This is a genomic window from Planococcus sp. CP5-4_YE, assembly GCF_019042655.1.
GTDB lineage: Bacteria > Bacillota > Bacilli > Bacillales_A > Planococcaceae > Planococcus.
Genome location: NZ_JAHPZO010000008.1, coordinates 68,314 through 92,513, shown reverse-complemented (window position 1 = coordinate 92,513; position 24,200 = coordinate 68,314). Strand labels below are relative to the sequence as shown.

The window sequence follows — 24,200 nt, the reverse complement described above, 5'->3', positions numbered from 1 at the left end:
CATTTTGAATGTTCCTTCTATTTAATGGCTTTCATGCGGAAATAATCACCAAAGACATCACGCAGGAATTCGGGCATGAAGTAGCTCTTCGGCGCCCGCTTCAATGTCGGGAAAAAGTAGCCGAATGTAAACAGGTCAAGCGTCGCCAGCCGGTAGATACGGTCCGGGTCGGCAGGTTCGCCCCCGATCATCAGTTGATGTTCGTCCATATCCATGTTGCTATGGATCATCCGGCCGAACACGGCTCCCCGAAAGCCCATGCCTTTAAGCTCGAGCTGCGGCCAGTCTTCGTTCAAGGATTGGAGATAAATTTCCTTTAGCTCCGCGCCACTGAGATCGATGACGCACGGATTGATCGGATGCGGCAGCATGCGGTGGAAATCGTAGCGCGTCATCTCCCCTTGCGGCATATCTTCCATGAAAATGCCGGCATTGAACAATCCGCAATCCGCCGAGGTGAACGAGATCAAGGCATCGCCAAACAACTCTGCCATAGGAGAAGGCTTGAACCATTCAGCTTTTAAATGACGCTCATTATAGAAAACTGTGTCAGCCATTTGCTGCTTGCCGACGCCGACCAAGTATTCATTAAATCCTTCATCGGCTTCTGGCAACTGGTCGGTCTCGATCACTTCCGCTGTCATCTTGCGTGTAGCTATATCGATTTCAATATGGCCGATATAATAGCCGAACTTGCCGGCGGCACCAAGTAAAGTCCCGCCGATTTCTTTTCCTTGGTGGAATAGATGATGGGTATGCGCCCCCAAGATAATATCGAGTTCCGGACATTCTGCTGCCAACAGTTCATCTTCCCTGATGCCAAGATGGGACATGCAGATAAGAAAATCGACCGACTGGTGGATTTCGGCCGCTTCCCGCTTAATCGCTTCCCTGCCGTTCGTCACTTGCCAGCCGAGACGGCGGTAAAACGGGGTGAATTCTGCCGTTGCAGCGATAAGCCCGATTTTCGTGCCATCTTTCGTTTGAATAATTCGGTTCGGGCTTGCCCATTCCGGCTGCTTGCCGTCCAAATCCAATAGATTAGCAACCACGACGGAAAAATCAGCCTGCACATACAATTCGTCCAGTTCCGCTTTGGACAGCGTAATCCCTTCGTTATTGCCAATGGTCACGGCATCGTATCCCGCTTCATTGAGCAGCTGGACATTGCCTTTACCAGCCGTTCCTTCCGTGAAAGGATGTGAACGGTCAGCATGGTCCCCAATATCGAGCACTAAACACACATCGCCCACTTCTTCGTGCCAGCGCCTACGCTCCGTCAGCAAGGATTGGATGCGGGGCCAGTGCACAAAATGGCTATGCAAGTCGTTTGTATGATAAATATGGATGATTTCACTCATGTCAAACACCTCATTATGAACTGAAAATTCCTTCGTAAATCGAGCGGAGCCCGAGTAATAATAATGCGAGCCGCAGCACAACGACCAGTGTCTCGGATTTAATGCTGCGGTTCAGCCGCGCCCCGATTTTCGCACCGATATATGCCGATGGGATGATGGCTAAGGTATAGATCCACGGAACATTGCCGAGTGAAATATGTGTAATGGAATTGACGATGGCCGACAGAAAGACCATCAGCATCGAAGTTCCAACGGCTACATGAGGCGGAAATAAAAATAACAGAATCATGGCGGGAACGAGAATCGAGCCGCCGCCGATGCCAAATAGACCTGATGCAAAACCGATAAAAAAGGTTAATAATAGCGCAAACCATACCGGATAGCCATAAACATATTCCTGATTGGTTTTGCGGTCATGGAAGCTTCGCTTTTTGCCGTTATCGACAAACCAGCTCACCGCCTTTAAGCGATCCCTGAGCAACAGGAGCATCGATAAGAACACCAATAATACGCCAAAATACAATTGAAAGGACGGTACATCTAGACTGCGGTTAACGAATGCGCCTACAATAGTTCCGGGCGCACTACCGAGAAAGAAAATGAACCCGCTCCGGTAATCGACAGTGCCAACCTTCATATACGCAATCGTCGACGACAAACCAGTGAAAATCATCATGACGACCGATAGACCGACAATTTGTTGAGGGGACAAATCTGGAAATGAACTGAACGACGAGCTAAGGAATAACAGCACTGGCACCAAGATTACGCCTCCGCCAAGCCCGATGAGCGCGCCAACAATCCCTGAAGCAAGCCCGGTCAATAGAAGGATCACAAATACCATCAGAAACCGCCTTCGAACAGGTCAAGCTGTTTCGGGGACAAGCCCTCGAAATGCAAACCGTTCAATTCCTCGAACTGTTTCGCATCACCTGCCGCATGCCCGCCTGAATTATTATTGAAGATCACATACACCTGCTCTGCCTGCTGTTCAAGACGTTTTACAGCCAGGCTGATTTCTTCCAATTCATCACGGTTATAATCATAAAGATAGCGCACTTCCCGCCATTTTTCAGCATTGCCGGGATTCAGCCAGCCGTGGACATTACGTCCGTGCAACCGTAGCAGCACTTTATCTTTGCGGCTGGATTCCGGTACAAGAGGAATCCAGCCATCTCCTGCCTGCGGTTCATCGCAGACCGAATGAATCAACCCGTGTTCGCGGAGGAATTCCAGCGTTTTTTCTTTCATGCCGTCCGCATACCAGGATTGATGACGAAATTCGATCGCCAAGTCGAATTCCTGCAATTCGCCAATAATGGCGCGGATTTCATCGACATGATCTTTCTGGCAGTCGAACCACGGCGGAAATTGCAACAACACCATCGCCAGCTTGCCCGCTTCTTTCAGCGGCCGGACAGACAACCTGTAAGCTTCGAACATTTCCTCGCGGGTCTCGAATGGATTTTCCCCGCGCTGATGCCCGGTCATGCCTTGATATGCTTTTACAACGAATTGAAAATTGTCCGGCGTCTCACGTATCCATTTGCTGATATTGCGCTCAGGCTGGACTGCGTAAAATGAAGAATCCAGTTCCACAATCGGAAAATGCGCACTGTAATCGACCAATTTATCTTTTTGTCTCGACCCGGGGCTATACACATCCGGGTGATCTCCCCAGCCCGTCAATCCAACATAAATCATCGCCCTGCCTCCATTTTCGTTATTATTTTATGATAGCATAGAACAAAACAGGCGTCCTTTTTGAGATTCGCTGAAGCAATGCCAGGCGAAGCCCCTCTACCTCGCACATGGTTACAATCGTATATCAATCCATTTTTTAGGAGGTTTTTGTAAATGAAAAACCCATGGAACACAGATGCCCTTATCGCACGCTTTAAGGACCATCGCAACCCGGAGCTTGCCGCTCCAATGGCCGCTTATATGAAACACAACTTCCCATTTTTAGAAATCCAGAAACCTCTACGCACCATGTTATGAAAGAACAGCTATCAAACTATTCCCTCCTGATAAAGAACAATTGAAACCTATTGTCCAAGCGTTGTACGAAATGCCGGAACGCGAATATCATTACGCAGCTATTGAACTGCTAGAACAAACGAAAGAGCAATTGAGTCCAGAAGATTTGCCGTTTTTGCGCCAGCTAATCGAAGTCAATTCCTGGTGGGATAGTGTCGATATCCTTGCGCCGAAAATTGTCGGCCATATCGTATTGCGCGACCGAAAAACCACATCCCCGATCATGCGAGAATGGACGCAAGCAGAAAATTTTTGGACCAACCGGGCAGCTATCCTGCACCAATTGAAGTTTAAACAACAAACCGACACAGAAATGCTTGGCTTCATCATCGCGTTACATGCCGAATCCCATGAATTCTTCATCCAAAAATCTATCGGTTGGGCATTGCGGGAATACGCAAAAACCGATCCTGTTTGGGTCTTGAACTTTACAGCCATTAAGCAGGCGGGAAGCTTTAAAACACATGAAAAAATAAGCTTCAGCATCCTTTAAAGGTCGCCAAAGCTTATTTTTTCAATTGGGCTGCGGGCTCTTAAAATAACCCGCCGATCCCACCACCGCCGATTTTCGACTTTGCAAGATCCAACAATTCGTTCTTTTCATTTTCATCAATCTTGCCGTCATCGTATGCCTGCTTGACTTGAGTGATGATTTCTTTCGCTTCTCCCATGTCAGCGTTGCTGATTTTCTCTTTTAACGCATTAAAAGTTTGGCTCATTAGAAAAAACCCTCCTCAAATTTTGATTCATCCTTTGTTTACCCTGAGGACACGCAGTAAAACGAAGTTCTGGCAAACGGGGAAATCCACTCTTTTAAAACCGCAAAAAAATCCCCGGCATTTTCCATGCCGGGGATTGATTAATTGATTGATTAACCGATTGAACCTTCCATCTCGAACTTGATGAGACGGTTCATTTCGACTGCGTACTCCATCGGCAATTCTTTAGTGAATGGCTCGATGAAGCCCATGACGATCATTTCCGTCGCTTCCTGTTCGGAAACGCCGCGGCTCATTAGGTAGAACAATTGCTCTTCAGAGACTTTCGATACTTTCGCTTCGTGTTCAAGCGAAACGTTGTCGTTCATGATCTCGTTGTAAGGAATTGTATCGGATGTCGACTGGTTGTCCATGATCAACGTATCGCATTCGATATTCGAACGTGCGCCGTCCGCTTTGCGGCCGAAGTGCACGATTCCGCGGTAAGAAACTTTCCCGCCTTGCTTCGAAATCGATTTGGAAACGATGGATGAAGATGTATTCGGCGCCAAGTGGATCATTTTCGCGCCTGCATCCTGGTGCTGGCCTTTGCCGGCAATCGCAATCGACAATGTCATGCCGCGTGCGCCTTCGCCTTTAAGGAAGACTGCAGGATATTTCATCGTCAATTTCGAACCGATGTTGCCATCGATCCATTCCATCGTACCGTTCGCATCAACAAAAGCACGCTTAGTTACTAGGTTGTATACGTTATTCGCCCAGTTTTGAATCGTTGTGTAGCGGCAATAAGCATCTTTTTTCACGATGATTTCAACAACTGCAGAGTGCAATGAGTTTGTCGTGTAAACAGGTGCCGTACAGCCTTCTACGTAATGGACGCTCGCGCCTTCGTCGACGATGATCATCGTACGTTCGAATTGGCCCATGTTTTCCGAGTTGATGCGGAAATAGGCTTGCAGTGGTGATTCCACTTTGATGCCTGGCGGTACGTAGATGAACGAGCCACCCGACCAAACAGCCGTGTTCAATGCAGAGAATTTATTGTCTGCTGCTGGAATGACTGTCTGGAAGTTTTCTCTGAAGAGGTCTTCGTTTTCACGAAGCGCTGCATCTGTATCTTTAAAGATGATGCCCATCTCTTCCAAATCTTCTTTCATGTTGTGGTAAACAACTTCGGATTCGTACTGTGCAGAGACACCTGCAAGGTATTTCTGCTCTGCTTCAGGAATTCCCAGTTTATCAAACGTACGCTTGATTTCTTCAGGAACTTCATCCCAAGAAGTCTGGCTTGCTTCAGAAGGTTTGACGTAATACGTGATTTCGTCAAAATCCAATGAATTCAAATCTCCGCCCCATTGCGGCATTGGCATAGAATAGAATAGTTTCAACGCTTTCAAGCGTGATTCGAGCATCCATTCCGGTTCTTCTTTAATCTTCGAAATTTCTCTGACAATGTCTTCCGTCAGACCGCGTTTGGATCTGAAGATGGAGACATCCTTGTCATGGAACCCATATTTATAATCTCCGATTTCCGGCATTTTTTTCGCCATCGTCGTTCCTCCGTTCTCTGTTACGATTTTTCTTCCTCGTGCACACCTTTTTCCATGGCTTTCCACGCTAAGGTCGCGCATTTGATACGCGCCGGGAATTTGGATACACCTTGTAATGCTTCAATATCCCCAAGGTCCACTGAATCGTCGTACTCTTTGCCAAGCATCATATCTGAAAAGATTCCGGACAATTTCAATGCCGCGTCTATCTCTTTGCCTTTGACGGCTTGCGTCATCATAGAAGCAGATGCCATCGAGATCGAGCAGCCTTCCCCGTCGAATTTGGCGTCTTTGACGATGCCATCTTCCACTTGAAGCGTCAATTGGATCCGATCGCCGCAAGTTGGGTTGTTCATTTCGATATTGACACTGTCCTGTTCAAGCACACCCTTGTTGCGGGGCGTTTTGTAATGATCCATGATCACTTGTCGATATAATTGATCTAAGTTATTAAAAGACATCGCTAAAATACTCCTTTGCAGAACGCAAACCTTCCACTAGGCGATCGATATCCGATTCGTCGTTATAAAGATAGAAGCTTGCGCGTGCTGTCGCTGTCACGTCGAGCCATTTCATTAATGGCTGTGCGCAGTGATGACCTGCGCGGACAGCGATGCCGCTCATATCGAGCACAGTCGCTACATCATGGGGATGGACTTCTTTCAAATTGAAAGTGACAATCCCTGCACGTTTTGCCGGATCTTTCGGACCAAAAATCTCAAGCCCTTCAATCGCCGACATTTTGTCCATCGCGATGGCTGCCATATGGTGTTCGTGTTTTTCGATTTCATCCAACCCGATTTCCTCAAGAAAGTCGATTGCCGCAGCAAGACCGACTGCACCAGCGATAATCGGTGTACCGCCTTCGAATTTCCAAGGCAGTTCTTTCCATGTCGAATCGTATAATCCAACAAAGTCGATCATCTCGCCTCCGAACTCAACAGGCTCCATGGCTTCGAGCAAATGCTTTTTGCCATACAACACGCCGATGCCGGTCGGGCCGACCATTTTGTGGCCGGAAAATGCGAAGAAGTCGCAATCCAAGTCCTGGACATCGATTTTCAAGTGAGGAGCAGCTTGTGCACCATCCACCATCATGACAGCGCCATGTTCGTGGGCGATTTTCGCCACTTCCTTCACCGGGTTCATCGTCCCCAGTACATTGGATACGTAGACCATCGACACGATCTTAGTCCGGTCGGTAATAGCTGCACGGACATTTTCAAGTGAGATGGTGCCGTCTTCTTCGAGCTCGATGTATTTCAAGACAGCGCCGCGTTCTTTTGCCAGCTGCTGCCATGGAATGATGTTCGAGTGATGCTCCATATAGGTGATGACGATTTCGTCGCCTTCTTCTACATTGGCACGTCCATAACTTTGTGCGACTAAGTTAATCGCAGTTGTCGTGCCGCGAAGAAAGACGATTTCCTGCGTCGAACTTGCATTGATGAACTGTTGCACTTTCTCACGGGCGCCTTCATATTTCTCTGTCGCCCGGTTACCGAGCGTATGAACGCCGCGGTGGACATTGGAATTATCAAACTCGTAATATTCTTTCAGCGCTTCGATGACTGGCGTCGGCTTTTGGGAAGTCGCCGCGCTGTCTAAATAGACGAGCGGATGTCCATTGATTTCCTGTTTGAGTATCGGAAAATAGCTCTTGATCTCTGGATTCATTAGCGGACTTTCCTTTCGATAACCTCCGTCAATTGCTTTTTAACGCCTTCGATTGGCAACACGTTTACAACCGGTGCCAGGAAGCCGTGAATAACAAGACGTTCAGCTTCTTGTTTTGTAATGCCTCGGCTCATCAAATAATATAATTGAAGCGGATCTACGCGTCCGACTGATGCCGCATGTCCTGCCGTTACATCATCTTCATCAATCAAGAGAATCGGGTTTGCATCGCCGCGCGCTTTTGGGCTCAACATGAGAACGCGTGATTCCTGTTCTGCGTTGGCTTTTGTCGCTCCGTGTTCAATTTTACCGATGCCATTGAAGATAGCTGATGCAGAATCTTTCATGACGCCGTGCTTCAAGATCTGGCCATCGGAGTTCTTGCCCCAATGGATGACTTGTGTCGTGAAGTTCTGCTTTTGCGTGCCTCTTCCGACTACGACGGTTTTAGTATCGCCGACCGAGTTGTCGCCGATCAAGAACGTCGTGTTATCGGAAATAGTATCACTGTCGTTCATCATGCCAAGTGCCCATTCGATGCGTGCATCGCGCTGTGCAACTCCGCGGCGGTTCACATACGTCGTGAATCCTTCAGCGAGTACATCCACTGCTCCGTAAGTGACAGACGCATTGTCTTCTGCAAATACTTCTGAAACGATATTCGCTTGGCCTTTTGCTTTCGGCACTGTGGAAATATAGTTCTCGACGTAAGTTACCTCACTGCCTTTATCAGCAACAATCAATGCGTGATTAAAGAGAGAAGCTTCCTCATTGTCATGTACAAAGATTGCTTGTACAGGGTTCTTGATGGCCAGATTTTTCGGCACATACAGGAACATCCCGCCATTTAGAAGCGCTGCATGAAGAGCCGTCAATTTATGTTCTTCAGCTTTGACCGCTTCTGTCATGAAATACTTAGCGACCAAATCACCGTGTTCACGGATCGCCGTTTGGATATCCGTCAAAATGACGCCTTGTTGCTGGAGATTTTTATCCAATGAAATGTATGCCGGCGTATTATTGTGCTGAATGTATAGATTTTTTTGATCCGTATCAACAATGGACTTTACTTGCTCCGGCAATTCATCCAACGATGCATACGTAGAGCTTTGCACTGTATGGACCGGGAAGTCCGTGAAGTTCCAGTTGATGATTTTCGTTTTATCGGGTTTTGGGAGCGGCAACGCTTCGGCAGCAGCCAAAGCCTGTACGCGCAAGTTTGTAAATTCTTCTGGTTCTGAGTGCGAAGCCGAGAAGGAGCGTACATCCTGCTCGGTCATCGTTAGTTTTGTTTCAACCGTCACGTTAGTCTCTCCTTCCAATTATGCTTCTTGTCCGACAGTCTCGTCTTCGATGCCGAGTTCTGCCTTGATCCAGTCATAGCCTTCCGCTTCCAATTTATGCGCAAGTTCAGGTCCGCCGGATTTAACGACGCGGCCTTGCATCATAACATGGACGTGATCTGGCGTGATGTAGTTCAACAGGCGCTGATAGTGAGTGATGATCAAGCAGCCGAAGTTCTCGCCCTTCATTTGATTGATGCCGTCAGAAACGACTTTCAATGCATCGATATCAAGACCGGAGTCAATTTCATCGAGTACAGCGAATGTCGGTTTGATCATCATCATTTGGAGGATTTCATTGCGTTTCTTCTCGCCGCCGGAGAATCCTTCGTTCAAGTAGCGCTGTGCCATGTCCTGGTCCATTGCAAGAGTTTCCATTTTGCTGTCAAGTTCACGGATGAATTTCATCAATGAAACTTCGTTGCCTTCTTCGCGGCGTGCGTTCATCGCAGAGCGCATGAAGTCAGCATTTGTGACGCCTGAAATTTCGCTCGGGTACTGCATAGCCAGGAAGAGTCCTGCGCGTGCGCGCTCGTCGACTTCCATCGCCAATACGTCTTCTCCGTCCAATTCGATCGTGCCTTGTGTTACTTCATATTTAGGATGCCCCATGATTGCTGACGCCAAGGTAGATTTCCCTGTACCGTTCGGCCCCATGATGGCATGGATTTCGCTCGTGTTAATTGTGATGTTTACACCTTTTAAAATCTGTTTTCCTTCGATTTCAACGTGTAGATCTTTAATGACCAAAGTTGACATGTAAATACCTCCATAAATGTTATTGAAGAATGCGTCGCACTCTTAATTAGTATCATTCTAATCTTAACTTATATCGACTTCAGTAGCAAATGTTAAAATCGGCGGCAAGCCTCCGCCAAAAACCATTTTGAAATCCGGATTTCCTGCTGTCAGATAGCTATTTCCAGAGAGCTTTGCCTATTTCCTGCATTTTCAATAAAGTTAGGCTAAATGAGAATCCATTTCAATAAACTATGTTCAAAAAACTGGATTCACTATGCTTCGGCATAGAAAAACCGGACAGAGTTGTTCACTCTGTCCGGCAGCTTCATTTGAATGTTTGAATGTATGTGGATCGTGTATCTATTGCTATTCGCGGTGCGCTTGGCGTTCGATTTGTGCCGCAACCGACTGGCCTTGGCGATAATCTTGCTCACGGCGCTGTTCAACTTCAAGGATTTTTTGCGGGTCATTTTGGTATTCGTTCAGTCCGTACCCGTGTACGTCTCTGAATGCCTGTTCCATTTTTTCCGTCTTTTCAATACCTTGAGAATCGATAATAAACCATTCCTTTCGAGTTATCTTATTTTACTTTAACAAGTATACCCGACCGCTCGAAAGTTAAACAAGATTAATAATCTAATTTATCTGAAAATAGACCTATCGTCATAGTTAATGGGAATATATAGAAAAAAGCTGCCCGTTGTACGGACAGCTTTCACAAATTATTGGCTTACTTCGTTGTATAGGTTAGATGCAACCAAGCCGTTTTCTTCCAATATTTCATTGAAAGCAGCATCTGCTTCGGCAAATTTATCGGCAGCTGCTTGAAAATCAGGTGCCTCTGTTGCAAGTTCTTCGATTTTCATCTCGTAAGATGTCTCGATCGAAGTCAATGCCCCATCGATTTCTTCCTGGTAATCATTTAGCGATTCCGGCACTTCAATCGATTCTACCGCTTGTTTCGCTTGTTCAGCAGATGTCGCAGCAGCTTCTTTTAACTCTGAAAGTTCTGCGCCGCTTGGCAGCGTCTCTTCAGCTTGAGCGATTTCAAAATCATTCAATTGTGCATCTTCTTTGTTTATTTCTTTAGAAACGGAAAGATAAAATTGCATCAATTGGCTCTTAACGCTTTCTTTTCCAGATTCCATAGTGGCAGATCCAGAATCCGTTTCAGTTGTGTCAGTAGATTGTTCATTTCCGCATGCTGCAAGCATCAAAGCAGCAGATAGGCTAAGAATTGTCATCTTTTTCATGTTCGTGCCTCCTGAATTTCATATCCAGCATATGATAGCATAGCCAGATTTATCCGTATAGAGAGCATTAAAAAGCCGGAATTCATTGAATTCCGGCACAATTCATACTTTTTGAGATGGAGTGAAACGGTCGACGATATTTGCGAGCGCGCCGTCTCCCGTCACGTTGGCTGCAGTCCCGAAACTGTCCTGCGCCATGTACAACGCGATCATTAAAGCGACCATCGTCTCGTCAAAACCGAGCATCACCTCCAGCAATCCAATAGCTGCCATGACAGCGCCCCCCGGAACGCCGGGAGCTGCGATCATTGTTACCCCAAGCATGAGGATAAATGGGAAGAAGTTGCCGAAGGATGGCGACTGCCCTGTCAATAAAATTACGCCGATTGCACAAGTGACGAGCGTAATAGTACTGCCTGACAAATGAATCGTTGCAAACAATGGGACCGTGAAGTCCGCTACACGTTCTTTCACGCCTGTTTTACGTGCTTGGCGCAAAGTGACGGGAATGGTAGCTGCTGAAGACTGTGTACCGAGCGCTGTGAAGTAAGCCGGCAGCATCGTACGGATTAAAGCGAACGGATTGCTCTTTCTCAATACCCCCGCAGTGGTGTACTGACCCGTAAGCATGACCCAGTGTAGAGCGATAATTAGGATAAAGACTACGGCAAAGAGGGAAAGGATTTCAAACACGGCACCGCCGTATGCCATATTCGCAAAAATACCGAAGATGTGAAAAGGCAATAGCGGGATTATGATGTATGAAATAACTTTTTCGATGATCTCTTGGAATTCCTCAAAAAACGATGCCATTGTCTTGCTTCCTGTAGAAGCCATACCGATCCCGAGCAGAAATGCCAAGATCAAAGCGCTCATGACCCCGAATAATTGAGGAATCTCTAAATCGATGAAACTGGAAGCGAGAGCATTTTCAGGGTCATCCAAATTGCTCAGAGAACCGCCTTCCATCAAATTCGGCAAAATGGAAGAGGCCACGATAAATGCCAGAACACCTGCCACGATGGTGGATAAATACGCAACTGCTGTCGCCAGACCCAATAATTTCCCTGAACCTTTTCCGAGCTTTGCGATACCTGGCGCAATAAAACCAAGAATGATTAGTGGCACAATAAAATTCAAGAACCCGCCAAAAATTCCTGTGAACGTAGCAAATACCCGTACAAGCTCTTCTGGCGCTACAGAACCGATGATTACGCCGAGCACAATGGCCAGCACAATTCGCGGCAGCAAACCGAATTGAATTTTCATGATCTTGTCCTCCCTGTGTAAACAGATGTTTTTTGTTTATTATGTGAAATTACCACATTTTTCGAAAAGCTAATAGCTTTTTACTAAAACACGTAATATTTTTATTATTCCGAAAAAATGTTTGAAATTTTTACCTATTCGCATTTGACTCGGCCACCACTACATTTCACCTATGGCGGATCATGAATGCACATAAAAAAACAGCCTATTCTTTTTTAGAATAGGCTGGCTAAAAAACTTATTGTTCGACTGGAACGATCGATCCGTTCCATTCTTCCAGGATGAAGTCTTGGATTTCTTGCGATGTCAATACTTCAACCAAGGCTTGGATGTCTTCGTTGTTTTCATCTCCCGCTTGTACGGCAATGATGTTAGCGTACGGCGAATCTGAACTTTCAAGAGCGATAGCATCTTCCATTGGGCTCAAGCCAGCATCGATTGCATAGTTCGAGTTGATCAATACCGCATCGCCTTCACCCGCTTCGTACATTTGCGCAAGCAAAGCTGCTTCGTACTCTGTCTCGAATTGCAAATTTTTCTCGTTTTCTACGATATCGCTAGTTTCGGCCGTCGTCTTGTCGATGCCTTCTTCCAAAGTGATCAAGCCTTGCGCTTCGAGCATAGCCAAGATGCGGCCATGGTCAGCGACTGAATTGCTCATGAGGATTGTCGCATCTTGCGGCAAATCTTCAAGAGACGAGTAGTCTTGAGAATAAACGCCGATTGGCTCGATGTGAATGCCGCCAGCACTTACAAAGTCATAGCCATGATCAGCAATTTGCGATTCCAGGTAAGGCGTATGTTGGAAATAGTTTGCATCCAAATCGCCTGACTCCAAGTCTTGGTTTGGAAAGATGTAATCTTGGTATGTCTGAATATCCAACTCGATGCCCTGTTCCTCCAAAATTGGTTTAGCCTGTTCAAGGATTTCAGCATGTGGAACGTTCGAAGCCCCAACTGTCAATGTGCTCGTTTCTCCTTCTGATGCGCCGCTGTTGTTTTCTTCCTCTGCCCCGCAAGCGGATAATGCCAATACTGCTGCAAATGAACCGAATACTAGTTTTTTCATTACAAAATTCCCCTTTTCTTCTATTAAATGTAGTTTTGTATAGCATGGACTAAAAGCCCCGTTATATTCAGTGATTCTGAAACAATGCGAAATTTAACGCTTGTCCGCTTTTCTGGTTAAGTAGTCCCCGATAAACTGGACGATGAATACAATGACCAGAATCGCGATCGTCGCCATTAAGGTAACGTCTTCACGGCTTCTTTGGAAACCGTCCAGGAAGGCAAGTGTCCCTAGTCCCCCCGCGCCGATAATGCCGGCCATTGCGGTGTAGCCCACCAATGCGATAGCTGTCACCGTAATCCCGGAAATCAATGCCGGCTTGGATTCAGGAAGCAATACTTTACGGATGATGGTCCAAGTGGTGGCCCCCATCGAACGGGCGGCTTCAATGACGCCTTTGTCGATTTCTTTTAACGCAATCAGCACCATACGGGCATAAAAAGGCGCTGCCCCGATGATCAATGCCGGTAGTGCGGCGTTCGGCCCGCGAATACTGCCGATCAAGAATTTCGTAAACGGAATCAGCAAAATGATTAAAATGATGAAGGGAATCGAGCGGAAAATATTAACGAAAGCGCCCGTCAGCCAGTTGACGATTTTATTTGCCCATAATTGGTTCGGTGCGGTAAGGAATAAGACGATTCCCAGTACCAATCCAATAATAAATGTGAACAGTGTGGACATGGCCGTCATATAAATGGTTTCGAGTGTCGCTTCCCACATATCCGCCCCATCCACGTTCGGGAATAAGGTCTCAAGCATTGCCCATCACCTCCGTCTGTACATCATGTGCACCGAGGAAAGCTAAAGCTTTGCTTATTTCATCTGTGGTGCCTTTCAGTTGAAGGATGAGCGTTCCATAAGCACCGCGCTGGGTGTGAGAGATATTGCCGTGGACAATATTGACTTCCACTTGGTATTCCCGGATTAACTGAGTCAGGATCGGCTGCTCTGCCTGGTCCCCGACGAAGATCAATTTGACCAATTGCCCTTCCGGGTATTGCTCGCGCAAATGGCGGACGGTCTCTGCTGAATCTTCCGTCTCGGTCACTTGGGCAACAAAACGCTTGGTGATCGTTTCCTTTGGATGCTGGAAGACATGCAGCACTTCGCCCAGTTCGACGACGCGCCCGCCTTCCATGACTGCCACGCGGTGGCAGATCTTCCGGATGACGTGCATCTCATGGGTGATCAACACAATCGTCAAACCAAGGCGCTTGTTGATGTCGACCAATAACTCCAAAATGGCATCGGTCGTCTGTGGATCCAGTGCTGAAGTCGCTTCATCGCAAAGCAAAACTTCTGGGTCGTTGGCCAGCGCACGGGCAATGCCGACACGCTGCTTCTGTCCGCCGGAAAGCTGGGCAGGATATGCGCTTTCACGACCTTCGAGGCCAACCAGTTCGATCAGTTCTGCAGAACGCTTGCGACGCTCTTCTTTCCCTACACCCGCGATCTCAAGCGGAAATTCAATGTTCTCGCGCACGGTCCGCGACCACAGTAAATTGAAATGCTGGAAGATCATGCTGACCTTTTGACGGGCTTTGCGGAGTTTCGGGCCTGAAATCGCCGTAATGTTCTGGCCATTGATCTCAACGGAGCCTTCGCTCGGCTTTTCTAGTCCGTTCAGCAGGCGGATCAATGTACTTTTTCCCGCTCCGCTATAGCCGATAATGCCAAAAATCTCGCCAGCCGGCACCGTTAAGTCGACATGGTCAACAGCCGTCAAGCGCGCTTTGCCAGTATCGAAAACTTTTGTCAATCCTTTTAAATCAATCATGGTTGGGCACTCTCCTAAATCTTTTGCTAATAAAAAAGCCTTCCTGCTCAGATAAGCAGAAAGGCACATGTGTAAACACAATAAACCGTTCTCTCATCTTTCAAAGTTTTCACTTTGAGTGACTTGGCACCATTTCATTTTCATGACGGTTGCCGGGCTTCATCGGGCACTTCCCTCCACCTCTCTTTATAAGAGCTACGCTATTAAGTTAATTTCAGAAATTAAATTTATCATGGCTGGCTGTATTCGTCAACCGTTTTCAATTTCTCATATAAATACGGCACTGATTGGAAAGCGTAAACTTTCTCCGTTACGTCGCCGTCTTTTGAAATCAACAGGCATGGCACGCTTTCCACTTCGTATAATTCTGCCACTTCCTGTACATAATTCAAATTGGCCTTGCCCATCGGAAGGTCTGGCAAGAGTTCCTCCACTACCCCAAGCATCTTGCTGGCCACTTGGCACGTACCGCACATCGGCGTATACAAATAATAGGCTGAAACAGATTGCGTATTTTTTTCCTTCAGCCATTCTTTATGTGTCCATTCGTTCATGCTAGTCATTCCCTGCTACTGGATTTAAGACCCGTACATCGGCTGCGATGAGCACATCAATCAGCTTCCGCAACGGCGTCGTCGCCACTTCTTTATAAGTTCGGTCAATGTGGAAATGGCGAGCTTCCGGAAATTCACGTTTGATGAGCTTGCGCAGTTTATCGCCGGAAGCGTCCGCATCGACCAGGATGATGATATCCTGCCCTTCAAAAGGCAACAACATCTCCTCGAGTCTTGTAGCACTTACTGTACCATTTGTGCAAAGAATCGTCACGGGTTCTGCAATCAATGGCGCTATCCGGGTTTTATCGCTAATCCCTTCAACCAATATTATTTTCTCCATCCGTATCCCCCCCCGAAAAACAATATATGAAAAAAAGCGCCAAAAAGAGGCGCTTTCGGAAATTACTCGTTTGTCATTTCTTTGTATTCGTCAGCTGACATCAATGCATTGACCTCATCTTCGGAAGGGGCTTCCACAACGACCATCCACGCTTTTTCATAAGGTGATTCGTTGACGAATTCTGGGCTATCTTCAAGCTCAGAATTGACTTCGACGATTTTCCCGCTGATCGGCGCATACAATTCAGATACCGTTTTAACGGATTCGACGCTGCCGAATGGCTCGTCCTTTTTCAGCTCGTCGCCGACTTGCGGAAGCTCGACAAATACGATGTCTCCAAGTTCATCTTGCGCGAAATGAGTGATGCCGATACGTGCTTTGCCGTCTTCGACTTTGACCCATTCGTGTTCTTTTGAATAGCGAAGCTCTTGTGGTGTGCTCATCCAAACCCCTCCAAATATGTAATTGACTCAATTTCAGTTTGCCACAACCAAGGCTGAAAAACAAGATGACAAACTTGTCAGCTCCAGGTATTTGCGTATGCTTCTTCTTTAAAGCCGAGTGTTGCTTGCGTCCCGTCCCAAGCGAGCGGGCGTTTGATCAACATGCCGTCTGAGGCGAGCAATTCGTACTGCTCATCTACGGGCATTTCCGGTAGCTTTTCCTTCAGTTCGAGCTCGCGGTATTTCTTGCCGCTCGTATTGAAGAACTTTTTCAATTCGATGCCGCTCGCTTCGTGGATTTCTTTTAGCTGCGTCGTGGAGGGCGGATTTTGCGAGATATCGATATAGTCGAACTCTGCGCCATTCGCCTCAAGCCATTTCTTGCCTTTTTGGCAAGTTGAACATTTCGGGTAAGCATAATACTGGATCATTCAATCTCCTCCTGTCTTGTCAATTAAGCATATCAAATTGCCCTGGAGCAGTCGACTGGAAGGAAATTAGTGAAAATTGAATTGAAAATGTGACTTTCTTGTATGAAAAATCGGATGTCCATTTCGACGGACGCTTTCGGGCCCACAGGATGTGGGTCATGCAGCTGGCGCGACAGGACGTCGCGGTGCCAGCTGCCAGGACACGGCTTCAGCCGCTTCCTTCGCTGCGCTCAGTCCAGGGTCTTCAGCTCGTGCTATATTTCCGCAGGAGTCGGCGTCTCCATTCCCATCCGGTATTGTGTATTGAACGAAGGAAAAACCTTAAATGCTAATTAAGTCTCACCGTTTCTGTTGCTCTCAGAAGAAACACTTTATACAAAAATTATAAAACTCCTCTTCTTGCATGTCTTAAACAAAAAAAGGAAAAGGTTTTTCCTTCCCATTCTCAGAGTGTTGAAGAAGTTTAATAAGTCGGTATGAATTAAAATCGGACCATCTTTTCGACATTCAAAAATCAAAGACCTATTTAAGTATTTAGAAAAGCGTTCGCTCGTAACCCCTTCTGCTCACTAATGTTGCGCATTACTTTCGCAAAGATAATGTCTCCTGTAGATCGACCTTATCTTTCCAGTGGAGCAGCGTAAGCGACGAGACGACCGAGCCCCCGCAAGGAATGAATGAGCGAAGCTTAGCTGAGAACATTCATTTGCGACGCATCTGCTAGGTAGATGTTAGAGCAAGCGGGTTTTCTGCGATGCTCGAACGCAGTGAGAGTTGAGCACAAAGGTTTCGTAGCGACTGAGGAGGCTTAGGTGCGAGCCCACGGAAAGCGAGCAATAAGCTTCGGAAAATACGACTTCCCAATTATCTCGACAACCTTAAAAAAACAGGAAGGGTTTCCCCTTCCTGTTTGGCACAATCTATTACACGACGTATTTTTCTACATTGATCAATTTTTCGGATGCTTCGCGTTTTTTCGCAATCAAGTTGTACGGCGTAGAGCGCGTCAATTTGCGAAGTGCAGATAGCATCATGCGCTGGTTATCGCCATCGATTGCTGCGATGAGCGTTTCTTTCGCATCTTTTTCGATAGCTTCTAACGCTTCCTGGCAGAAAATCTGCGTGTAGAGAAGTTTCTGATTCGCCTTTTCTTCGCCGCTTGCCGCAATGGCTTTTTCTGTACGAAGGACGACGGATTCCATTGCAAAGACATTGCTGACGATATCCGCAATGTTTACCAATACTTCTTGCTCGGCTTCTAATTTCTTGCCGTAAGTTTGCGCGGCAAGTCCGGCTGCAAGGATGGCAATTTTCTTGGCGTTTTTCACCAATACTTTTTCCTGCGCCAAAGCTTCTGTGCCGACTTCTTCCGGCATCATCATCAACAATTCTTCTTGCAAAGCTTGTGCATGCTCTAAAAGCGGCAATTCGCCTTTCATCGCTTTACGAAGCAGTGTGCCTGGCACGAGCAAGCGGTTAATTTCGTTAGTTCCTTCAAAAATCCGGTTGATGCGGGAATCGCGGTAGATGCGCTCGATTTCATATTCCTGCATAAAGCCGTAACCGCCGTGCAGCTGAACGCCTTCATCGACGATATAATCCAAAGTTTCTGTTCCGAAGAATTTATTCAACGAACATTCGATGGCAAATTCCGCGATGGAATCCGCAACCAGTTTGCCGTCTGCTTGTTGCTCATCCGTGAAGCCGCTCATGCGGTCTTCGAACAAGCCGACTGTACGGTAAACAGAACTCTCAACCGCATACAATTTGGATGCCATTGTCGCCAATTTCTCTTTTGTCAGGTTGAAAGAAGAGATTGGCGTCTTGAATTGCTGGCGCTGGTTCGTGTAAGGAATCGTCAATTCCATCGCACGCTTGGATGCGCCGATTGTGCCGACACCCAGTTTATAGCGCCCAATGTTCAAAATGTTAAAGGCGATGATATGCCCGCGTCCTGCTTCGCCGAGAAGGTTTTCGACCGGCACTTCCGCATCTTCCAAAATCAATGTACGCGTAGAAGATGATTTGATGCCCATTTTCTTTTCTTCCGGGCCAACTGATACGCCGCCGAAATCACGCTCAACGATAAAGGCTGAGAACTGTTCGCCGTCGATTTTTGCATAAACAACGAAGACATCCGCAAATCCTGCGTTTGTGATCCATTGCTTTTCACCATTCAAGACGTAATGTGTGCCTGCTTCGTTTAGTTTCGCGACTGTTTTCGCACCCAACGCATCCGATCCTGAGCTCGGCTCAGTCAATGCGTAAGCAGCAATTTTCTCACCCGTTGCAAGAACCGGCAAGTATTTCTTTTTCTGTTCTTCGTTGCCGAATAGGACGATCGGCAGCGATCCGATGCCTACGTGCGCGCCGTGCGTAATAGAGAATCCGCCAGCTTTGGACATCTTCTCAGCAATCAAAGCAGATGCGATTTTGTCGAGCCCGAGACCATCGTATTGCTCCGGAACGTCTGCGCCAAGCAATCCAAGTTCCCCTGCTTTTTTCAAGAGGTTTACGGAATGCTCGAATTCATGGTTCTCCAGATTTTCGACTAACGGCATAACTTCTGTGTTAACGTAATCCTCTGTCGTCTTAGCGATCATTTTATGCTCTTCTGTGAAATCTTCCGGCGTGAACACACGCGATAAGTCTGCATCTTCGATCAAGAAGCTTCCGCCTTTGATCAATGTTTTTTGTTGTTCCATTTTCCATTCCTCCCAATTTATCTTTTGATTGACCCCTTCTAGAAAACGCTAACTTTAGAAAGATTTGTAGTACCTATAGTTTTCCGAAGCTTACCGCTCGCTTTCCGTGGGCTCGCGTCCAAGCCTCCTCAGTCGCTTCGCGCCTTGCGGGGTCTCGGCCGTCTCGCTTTCCCACAGGAGTCGAGCGGACTCTTCTCCAAACTACTAGATATCTCTCCGTTTTATGCATTGAATATTATGTTTGTATGACTGAAAAAGCTTCCATTACTTTCACGCTCTGTAAAATTCTTCTTACAACATTTCGAAGACGCCAGCTGCGCCCATTCCGCCGCCAATGCACATCGTGACGACGCCGAATTGTTTGTTCTGGCGCTTTAACTCACTAAGCATGCGTAGAGTCAAAATCGAACCTGTTGCCCCGAGCGGATGGCCAAGTGCGATGGCGCCGCCGTTCAAATTGATCTTGTCCATATCCAAGCCGAGCTCACGGATGACGCCAAGTGACTGGGAAGCGAAGGCTTCGTTCAGTTCCCACACGTCGATATCGTCTTTCGTCAGGCCTGCGAGTTTCAAGGCTTTCGGAATCGCAACGACCGGGCCGATGCCCATGACTTCCGGTGGAACGCCGCCTGTTGCGAATGAACGGAATTTGGCGATCGGCTTGAGGCCTAGCGCTTCCGCTTTTTCACGATCCATGACGAGCACGGCACCCGCTCCGTCTGAAGTTTGGGAAGAGTTCCCCGCCGTCACCGTACCGCGTGCTGAGAATGCTGCGCGCAACTTATTGAGTGTTTGGATGGATGTGCCGTGGCGCACCCCTTCATCCATTTCAAACATGAATGATTTTTCCTGGTATTTGTTCTGGCTATCGACATAGCGCTGGATCACTTCGACCGGAACGATCTCATCGACGAAATGGCCGTTTTCAATAGCCTTCGCTGCATTTTCATGCGAACGGACCGCAAATGCATCCTGGTCTTCGCGGCTGACGCCGTATTGCGTCGCCACTTGTTCTGCCGTATGGCCCATGCTCATGTAATATTGTGGAGCCGTTTCGGCAATTTTAGCGTTCGGCCGCAGCACATTGCCCATCATCGGCACCATGCTCATCGATTCGACACCTCCGGCAACGATCGCTTCTGCATGCCCAATCATGATACGTTCAGCTGCATAGGCAATAGACTGCAAGCCTGATGAACAAAAGCGGTTGACTGTCACTGCTGGCGTCGTATCTGGAAGTCCTGCAAGCGCCCCGATATTACGGGCGATGTTCATCCCCTGTTCTGCTTCTGGCATCGCGCAACCCATAATCAAGTCATCGATAGGTCCGTCATAACCTGCCCGCTTCAATGTTTCCCGTACGACGAGTGCCCCGAAATCGTCCGGGCGCACCGAGGCAAGAGATCCTTTTTTTGCTTTTCCGACCGGCGTTCTGGCTCCGGCCACAATTACTGCTTCGCGCATATCATTTCCTCCTCTATCTAATCGGCGATCAATTGCGTAATGGTTTTCCTTTAACGAGCATATGCTGCATGCGCTGTTGTGATTTCGGTTCAGCAACCAAACTTAGGAATGCTTCGCGTTCTAAATCAAGCAAATACTGCTCATCGACTTTCGTGCCATACGGCAATTTGCCACCCGATAATACATACGCCAACTTTTTAGCAATTTTCATATCATGTTCGCTAATATAACCCGACAATAGCATGCCTTCTGCACCAAGCAACATTGCTGCATAACCTGCTTCCCCTGCAACCGGTACTTTTTCTCTTCTCGGCGCCTGATATCCAGCGTCATAAAGCGATAAGGCCAATTGCTTCGCATCGTAGATCAAATGATCGCTATTGACGCTGATGTGGTCAACGAAATTCAGGAAGTTGTTTTCACGTGCTTCATCAGCCGAAGTGGAGACTTTCGCTGTAGCGATCGATTCGAATACGCCAGCTGCTACATTGACATAGTCTGCTGGCACATGATTCGGCAAACCTTTCAATTGCTTCATATACAATTCTTTGTTTCCGCCGCCGCCAGGAATAAGCCCGACGCCTGCCTCCACTAAGCCCATATAAGTTTCCATGGATGCTTGTACACGTGCTGCCGGCAGGATGACTTCTGCCCCGCCGCCGAGTGTCATGCCGAATGGTGCCGCAACGACCGGCTTTGAGCTATATTTCAATTTCAGCATGGCGCTTTGGAAGGTGCGGATCGTCAAATCGAGTTCAAAGATATTGTCATCTTGCGCTTCCATTAAAATCATGCCGAGATTGGCACCTACACAGAAGTTCTTGCCTTGGTTACCGATTACTAGCCCTTTAAAGTTCTTCTCGACTTCGTCCACAGCAAAATTAATCATTTGCATGATATCGAGCCCGATCGCATTCGACCGCGAATGGAATTCGAGCAATGCGATGCCGTCTCCAAGGTCGATCAAGCTTGCGCCGGAATTCGATTTGATGACGCCATGCTTTTTCTTGTAGCGCTTCAAGTCGATCACTTTTTCATTGACTGGAACGGGCTGGTAATCTGTCCCATCGAAATAATACAGATCGCCGTTCTCTTCTTTATAGAAGGAATCGAAGCCTTTATCCAATAGCGCTTGTGCAAATGCCGGCACTTCCAAGCCTTGTGCGGCCATCTTTTCGGTCGACTTCTTGACGCCGATTGCGTCCCATACTTCAAACGGCCCCTGTTCCCATCCGAAGCCCCATTTCATGGCATTGTCGATGGCGACGATGTCGTCAGCGATTTCACCATGAAGCTGTGCAGAATAGACGAGTGTTGGAGCGAGGATGCTCCACAGCAATTCACCGGTGCGGTCGTCAGCATAGACCAGCGTCTTCATTTTCGCGGGCAAGCCTTTTTGCTGCTTGGCCACTTCCTGTGAAGGCGTTTTCAATTTTTGCGCTGGGCGGTATTCCATCGTTTCCGGATTGAGCTCCAGAATTTCTTTGTCTTTCTTCTGGAAAAAGCCTTGTTTGGCTTTTGCACCAATCCAGCCGTTTTCGACCATGTTCTTCATGAAATCAGGCATTTTGAACACTTGCTGTTCTTCGCCTTCGGTTTGATCGTAGACGTTTTTCGACACATGCATGAAGGTATCCAGCCCCACGACGTCCAGCGTGCGGAATGTAGCAGATTTCGGGCGGCCGATCAACGGACCGGTAACGGAATCGACTTCACCGATCGAATAGCCACGGTTTTGCATTTCGCGCACCGTAACGAGCAAGCCATAAGTACCGATACGGTTGGCAATGAAGTTCGGCGTATCTTTCGCCAGGACGACGCCTTTTCCTAAACGGTCTTCACCGAATTGCTGCATAAATTCAACGACTTCCGGAGCTGTCGTATCCGCCGGAATGACTTCAAGCAGTTTCAAATAGCGCGGCGGGTTGAAAAAGTGAGTGCCGAGGAAATGTTTCTGGAAATCTTCCGAACGCCCTTCTGCCATAGCATTGATGCTGATGCCCGATGTATTGGATGAAATGATGGTGCCGGGTTTTCTGACCGCATCGATTTTTTCATATAATGATTTTTTAATATCCAAGTTTTCTACGATGACTTCGATAATCCAATCCACTTCAGACAGTTTCTCGAGATCATCTTCCAAATTACCCGGCGCGATCAGCTGCAAATTCTTTTTGGCTGTCAACGGAGCAGGTTTTTGCTTCAATAATTTTTGAGTTGACGTTGCTGCAATTCGGTTGCGCACGGCCTTGTCTTCTAATGTCAGGCCCTTTGCTTGCTCTTCTTTCGTCGCTTCTTTTGGGACGATGTCGAGCAGCATGACCGGAATTCCGATATTGGCTAAATGCGCTGCGATGCCAGATCCCATAACACCTGAACCGAGCACAGCAGCTTTTTTGATTTTGTATGACACGGGCAAACCCTCCTGTTTTTGAATGAACCCTCATTCATTTTCTAGGTAAAAAAAAGAAATGCTTTCGTTCTTGTTCTTACTATAAATTAAATTGCTTATTTTCGCAATATTTAATCGGAAGATTTTTCTTGCTCTTTACTTCAAGTGCTTGGAGAGAAAGGAAAAAAAGGGTAAACTGATAAAGATTATATTTAAGGAGGCAATTTTATGAAATCCCTGAAAACTACTGAACAATTCAACGATACAATCAACAATGATGCTCCCGTTATCGTGAAATTCCAAGCTGGCTGGTGCCCGGACTGCACGCGCATGGACATGTTCATCGATCCGATCATCGAGCAGTATGACAACTACCAATGGTTTGACGTCAACCGGGACGAACTTCCGGAAATCGCTGAGCAATACGAAGTAATGGGCATCCCGAGCTTGTTGATATTTAAAGATGGCGTGAAACAAGCGCACCTCCATAGTGCTAATGCCAAAACTCCTGCTTCTGTCATTCACTTCCTAGAAGAACAAAAAGCTTAAAGACAGATGCCTGAAACATTTACGAATACTATTAAGCAGAGGTGCCAAAATGGATCCACAACAAGAAATTAAGGAATTGCAAGAACTCGTGGCGTATTACCAAGACGTCATTTACAATATGTCGGCACCAATCATTCCCTCGATTGTCCCGAATACCATTCTTGTACCGATTGCCGGGTACATTTTCCGCGACCGCTTCGAGACCATTCGGACGAAAGTGCTCGATTATGCCGATAGCCACCGCGACACAGAAAAAGTGGTCTTCGACTTCACTGGTGTGACGATGCAAGACGTTCAATCGTTTGACTTCAATGAACTCGCACTTGAATTGACTCAATTGAACAGCGCATTGAAACTGATGGGCTTGCGCGGCATCTACGTCGGCTTTAACCCTCGTTTTGTCAGAGAAATTGTCCATGCCGGCATTCACGTCGACTTGGAAGTCTATACGACATTCCGCAGTGCCTTGCAAACTTTGCTCGATGAACGAGAAACCAAGCTGCGCTGAACCTTTTAG

At 47.2% G+C, this 24,200-nt stretch carries 26 protein-coding genes and 1 riboswitch; of the genes, 4 read left to right on the top strand and 22 right to left on the bottom strand.

All coding sequences use genetic code 11. The features are described 5' to 3' along the window. Window positions 1-17: 17 nt before the first annotated feature. Genes KTG14_RS11025 through KTG14_RS11015 form a run of 3 tightly spaced genes read right to left on the bottom strand, consistent with a single transcriptional unit; the run spans window position 18 to window position 3,065 of the window. Window positions 18-1,361: a bifunctional metallophosphatase/5'-nucleotidase gene (locus tag KTG14_RS11025; protein WP_216970997.1), complete on the bottom strand. Its 1,344-nt coding sequence runs from the start codon at window positions 1,359-1,361 to the stop codon at window positions 18-20. A gap of 13 nt (window positions 1,362-1,374) precedes the next feature. Beyond that, on the bottom strand, window positions 1,375-2,205 hold the full coding sequence (locus KTG14_RS11020; protein ID WP_216970996.1) for a sulfite exporter TauE/SafE family protein: 831 nt from the start codon (window positions 2,203-2,205) through the stop codon (window positions 1,375-1,377). Next, window positions 2,205-3,065 (bottom strand): DUF72 domain-containing protein, encoded by an 861-nt coding sequence (locus KTG14_RS11015; RefSeq protein WP_216970995.1) that lies wholly within the window; start codon window positions 3,063-3,065, stop codon window positions 2,205-2,207. Before KTG14_RS11015 ends, KTG14_RS11020 begins: the two co-directional genes overlap by 1 nt. 153 nt (window positions 3,066-3,218) lie before the next feature. On the opposite strand from KTG14_RS11015, the gene KTG14_RS18100 reads away from it, so the two are divergent. Both KTG14_RS18100 and KTG14_RS11010 read left to right on the top strand, forming a co-directional pair. Next, entirely contained in the window at window positions 3,219-3,362 is a 144-nt protein-coding gene (locus KTG14_RS18100; RefSeq protein WP_374939900.1) for a DNA alkylation repair protein, read from the top strand. Between the two features lie 70 nt (window positions 3,363-3,432). After that, window positions 3,433-3,894 carry a DNA alkylation repair protein gene (locus KTG14_RS11010; RefSeq protein WP_374939901.1) on the top strand — a complete coding sequence of 154 codons (462 nt, stop codon included), beginning with the start codon at window positions 3,433-3,435 and terminating at the stop codon, window positions 3,892-3,894. 40 nt (window positions 3,895-3,934) lie between these two features. Here KTG14_RS11010 and KTG14_RS11005 read toward each other — a convergent pair whose 3' ends face one another. The 19 genes from KTG14_RS11005 to KTG14_RS10915 form a co-directional block, all read right to left on the bottom strand. After that, window positions 3,935-4,120 carry a hypothetical protein gene (locus KTG14_RS11005; protein ID WP_216970994.1) on the bottom strand — a complete coding sequence of 62 codons (186 nt, stop codon included), beginning with the start codon at window positions 4,118-4,120 and terminating at the stop codon, window positions 3,935-3,937. Window positions 4,121-4,272: 152 nt separating this feature from the next. Continuing rightward, window positions 4,273-5,670, bottom strand: coding sequence for a Fe-S cluster assembly protein SufB (gene sufB, locus KTG14_RS11000; protein WP_101190002.1), 1,398 nt, complete (start codon window positions 5,668-5,670; stop codon window positions 4,273-4,275). A gap of 20 nt (window positions 5,671-5,690) precedes the next feature. Then, entirely contained in the window at window positions 5,691-6,131 is a 441-nt protein-coding gene (gene sufU / locus KTG14_RS10995) for a Fe-S cluster assembly sulfur transfer protein SufU (protein ID WP_216970993.1), read from the bottom strand. Beyond that, window positions 6,121-7,347, bottom strand: coding sequence for a cysteine desulfurase (locus tag KTG14_RS10990; protein WP_216970992.1), 1,227 nt, complete (start codon window positions 7,345-7,347; stop codon window positions 6,121-6,123). The genes sufU and KTG14_RS10990 overlap by 11 nt, the downstream gene beginning before the upstream one ends. Further along, window positions 7,347-8,651, bottom strand: coding sequence for a Fe-S cluster assembly protein SufD (gene sufD, locus KTG14_RS10985; protein ID WP_216970991.1), 1,305 nt, complete (start codon window positions 8,649-8,651; stop codon window positions 7,347-7,349). Before sufD ends, KTG14_RS10990 begins: the two co-directional genes overlap by 1 nt. Before the next feature lie 18 nt (window positions 8,652-8,669). Then, a complete protein-coding gene (gene sufC, locus KTG14_RS10980; protein WP_058381212.1) occupies window positions 8,670-9,449 on the bottom strand; it encodes a Fe-S cluster assembly ATPase SufC in 780 nt (259 codons plus the stop codon). A gap of 348 nt (window positions 9,450-9,797) precedes the next feature. Continuing rightward, window positions 9,798-9,953, bottom strand: a complete 156-nt coding sequence (locus KTG14_RS10975; RefSeq protein ID WP_167399234.1) for a YuzK family famiily protein — start codon at window positions 9,951-9,953, stop codon at window positions 9,798-9,800. A gap of 200 nt (window positions 9,954-10,153) precedes the next feature. Further along, window positions 10,154-10,684 (bottom strand): hypothetical protein, encoded by a 531-nt coding sequence (locus KTG14_RS10970; RefSeq protein ID WP_254178114.1) that lies wholly within the window; start codon window positions 10,682-10,684, stop codon window positions 10,154-10,156. 102 nt (window positions 10,685-10,786) lie between these two features. Then, on the bottom strand, window positions 10,787-11,953 hold the full coding sequence (locus KTG14_RS10965) for a dicarboxylate/amino acid:cation symporter (protein WP_216970990.1): 1,167 nt from the start codon (window positions 11,951-11,953) through the stop codon (window positions 10,787-10,789). 238 nt (window positions 11,954-12,191) lie between these two features. Continuing rightward, window positions 12,192-13,022 carry a MetQ/NlpA family ABC transporter substrate-binding protein gene (locus KTG14_RS10960; protein ID WP_216970989.1) on the bottom strand — a complete coding sequence of 277 codons (831 nt, stop codon included), beginning with the start codon at window positions 13,020-13,022 and terminating at the stop codon, window positions 12,192-12,194. A 93-nt stretch (window positions 13,023-13,115) separates the two neighbouring features. Next, complete coding sequence (locus KTG14_RS10955; protein ID WP_216970988.1) at window positions 13,116-13,784, bottom strand: methionine ABC transporter permease; 669 nt, start codon at window positions 13,782-13,784, stop codon at window positions 13,116-13,118. Beyond that, entirely contained in the window at window positions 13,777-14,802 is a 1,026-nt protein-coding gene (locus KTG14_RS10950; protein ID WP_216970987.1) for a methionine ABC transporter ATP-binding protein, read from the bottom strand. Before KTG14_RS10950 ends, KTG14_RS10955 begins: the two co-directional genes overlap by 8 nt. A 90-nt stretch (window positions 14,803-14,892) precedes the next feature. Beyond that, a riboswitch (SAM riboswitch) is annotated at window positions 14,893-14,997 on the bottom strand. Window positions 14,998-15,032: 35 nt separating this feature from the next. Beyond that, window positions 15,033-15,356 carry a thioredoxin family protein gene (locus KTG14_RS10945; protein WP_216970986.1) on the bottom strand — a complete coding sequence of 108 codons (324 nt, stop codon included), beginning with the start codon at window positions 15,354-15,356 and terminating at the stop codon, window positions 15,033-15,035. A gap of 1 nt (window position 15,357) precedes the next feature. Beyond that, window positions 15,358-15,699 carry a toprim domain-containing protein gene (locus KTG14_RS10940; RefSeq protein WP_216970985.1) on the bottom strand — a complete coding sequence of 114 codons (342 nt, stop codon included), beginning with the start codon at window positions 15,697-15,699 and terminating at the stop codon, window positions 15,358-15,360. 62 nt (window positions 15,700-15,761) lie between these two features. Beyond that, the gene (gene gcvH / locus KTG14_RS10935; protein ID WP_058381220.1) at window positions 15,762-16,142 is read right to left on the bottom strand and encodes a glycine cleavage system protein GcvH; all 381 of its coding nucleotides are present in this window, start codon (window positions 16,140-16,142) and stop codon (window positions 15,762-15,764) included. Window positions 16,143-16,219: 77 nt separating this feature from the next. Beyond that, window positions 16,220-16,573: an arsenate reductase family protein gene (locus tag KTG14_RS10930; protein WP_216970984.1), complete on the bottom strand. Its 354-nt coding sequence runs from the start codon at window positions 16,571-16,573 to the stop codon at window positions 16,220-16,222. A gap of 923 nt (window positions 16,574-17,496) precedes the next feature. After that, a complete protein-coding gene (locus tag KTG14_RS10925) occupies window positions 17,497-19,278 on the bottom strand; it encodes an acyl-CoA dehydrogenase family protein (RefSeq protein ID WP_216970983.1) in 1,782 nt (593 codons plus the stop codon). Window positions 19,279-19,569: 291 nt separating this feature from the next. After that, on the bottom strand, window positions 19,570-20,742 hold the full coding sequence (locus tag KTG14_RS10920) for an acetyl-CoA C-acetyltransferase (protein ID WP_216970982.1): 1,173 nt from the start codon (window positions 20,740-20,742) through the stop codon (window positions 19,570-19,572). A gap of 28 nt (window positions 20,743-20,770) precedes the next feature. Next, a complete protein-coding gene (locus KTG14_RS10915) occupies window positions 20,771-23,155 on the bottom strand; it encodes a 3-hydroxyacyl-CoA dehydrogenase/enoyl-CoA hydratase family protein (RefSeq protein ID WP_216970981.1) in 2,385 nt (794 codons plus the stop codon). 207 nt (window positions 23,156-23,362) lie between these two features. Between KTG14_RS10915 and KTG14_RS10910 the strand changes: the two genes are divergently transcribed. Together KTG14_RS10910 and KTG14_RS10905 are read left to right on the top strand one after the other, a co-directional pair. Then, entirely contained in the window at window positions 23,363-23,683 is a 321-nt protein-coding gene (locus tag KTG14_RS10910; RefSeq protein ID WP_216970980.1) for a thioredoxin family protein, read from the top strand. Between the two features lie 49 nt (window positions 23,684-23,732). Continuing rightward, complete coding sequence (locus KTG14_RS10905) at window positions 23,733-24,191, top strand: STAS domain-containing protein (protein WP_216970979.1); 459 nt, start codon at window positions 23,733-23,735, stop codon at window positions 24,189-24,191. The last annotated feature ends 9 nt before the right edge of the window (window positions 24,192-24,200 follow it).

Bases quoted from the DNA above. Each gene is read 5' to 3' on its own strand.
- KTG14_RS10965 (WP_216970990.1), bottom strand. From the start codon at position 11,953: ATGAAAATTCAATTCGGTTTGCTGCCGCGAATTGTGCTGGCCATTGTG.
- gcvH (WP_058381220.1), bottom strand. From the start codon at position 16,142: ATGAGCACACCACAAGAGCTTCGCTATTCAAAAGAACACGAATGGGTC.
- sufU (WP_216970993.1), bottom strand. From the start codon at position 6,131: ATGTCTTTTAATAACTTAGATCAATTATATCGACAAGTGATCATGGAT.
- KTG14_RS10910 (WP_216970980.1), top strand. From the start codon at position 23,363: ATGAAATCCCTGAAAACTACTGAACAATTCAACGATACAATCAACAAT.
- KTG14_RS10925 (WP_216970983.1), bottom strand. From the start codon at position 19,278: ATGGAACAACAAAAAACATTGATCAAAGGCGGAAGCTTCTTGATCGAA.
- KTG14_RS10945 (WP_216970986.1), bottom strand. From the start codon at position 15,356: ATGAACGAATGGACACATAAAGAATGGCTGAAGGAAAAAAATACGCAA.
- KTG14_RS11010 (WP_374939901.1), top strand. From the start codon at position 3,433: ATGCCGGAACGCGAATATCATTACGCAGCTATTGAACTGCTAGAACAA.
- sufB (WP_101190002.1), bottom strand. From the start codon at position 5,670: ATGGCGAAAAAAATGCCGGAAATCGGAGATTATAAATATGGGTTCCAT.
- sufC (WP_058381212.1), bottom strand. From the start codon at position 9,449: ATGTCAACTTTGGTCATTAAAGATCTACACGTTGAAATCGAAGGAAAA.
- KTG14_RS10920 (WP_216970982.1), bottom strand. From the start codon at position 20,742: ATGCGCGAAGCAGTAATTGTGGCCGGAGCCAGAACGCCGGTCGGAAAA.
- KTG14_RS11020 (WP_216970996.1), bottom strand. From the start codon at position 2,205: ATGGTATTTGTGATCCTTCTATTGACCGGGCTTGCTTCAGGGATTGTT.
- KTG14_RS10940 (WP_216970985.1), bottom strand. From the start codon at position 15,699: ATGGAGAAAATAATATTGGTTGAAGGGATTAGCGATAAAACCCGGATA.
- KTG14_RS11015 (WP_216970995.1), bottom strand. From the start codon at position 3,065: ATGATTTATGTTGGATTGACGGGCTGGGGAGATCACCCGGATGTGTAT.
- KTG14_RS11025 (WP_216970997.1), bottom strand. From the start codon at position 1,361: ATGAGTGAAATCATCCATATTTATCATACAAACGACTTGCATAGCCAT.
- KTG14_RS10975 (WP_167399234.1), bottom strand. From the start codon at position 9,953: ATGGAACAGGCATTCAGAGACGTACACGGGTACGGACTGAACGAATAC.
- KTG14_RS10930 (WP_216970984.1), bottom strand. From the start codon at position 16,573: ATGATCCAGTATTATGCTTACCCGAAATGTTCAACTTGCCAAAAAGGC.
- KTG14_RS10955 (WP_216970988.1), bottom strand. From the start codon at position 13,784: ATGCTTGAGACCTTATTCCCGAACGTGGATGGGGCGGATATGTGGGAA.
- KTG14_RS10950 (WP_216970987.1), bottom strand. From the start codon at position 14,802: ATGATTGATTTAAAAGGATTGACAAAAGTTTTCGATACTGGCAAAGCG.
- KTG14_RS10990 (WP_216970992.1), bottom strand. From the start codon at position 7,347: ATGAATCCAGAGATCAAGAGCTATTTTCCGATACTCAAACAGGAAATC.
- KTG14_RS18100 (WP_374939900.1), top strand. From the start codon at position 3,219: ATGAAAAACCCATGGAACACAGATGCCCTTATCGCACGCTTTAAGGAC.
- KTG14_RS10960 (WP_216970989.1), bottom strand. From the start codon at position 13,022: ATGAAAAAACTAGTATTCGGTTCATTTGCAGCAGTATTGGCATTATCC.
- KTG14_RS10905 (WP_216970979.1), top strand. From the start codon at position 23,733: ATGGATCCACAACAAGAAATTAAGGAATTGCAAGAACTCGTGGCGTAT.
- KTG14_RS10970 (WP_254178114.1), bottom strand. From the start codon at position 10,684: ATGAAAAAGATGACAATTCTTAGCCTATCTGCTGCTTTGATGCTTGCA.
- KTG14_RS11005 (WP_216970994.1), bottom strand. From the start codon at position 4,120: ATGAGCCAAACTTTTAATGCGTTAAAAGAGAAAATCAGCAACGCTGAC.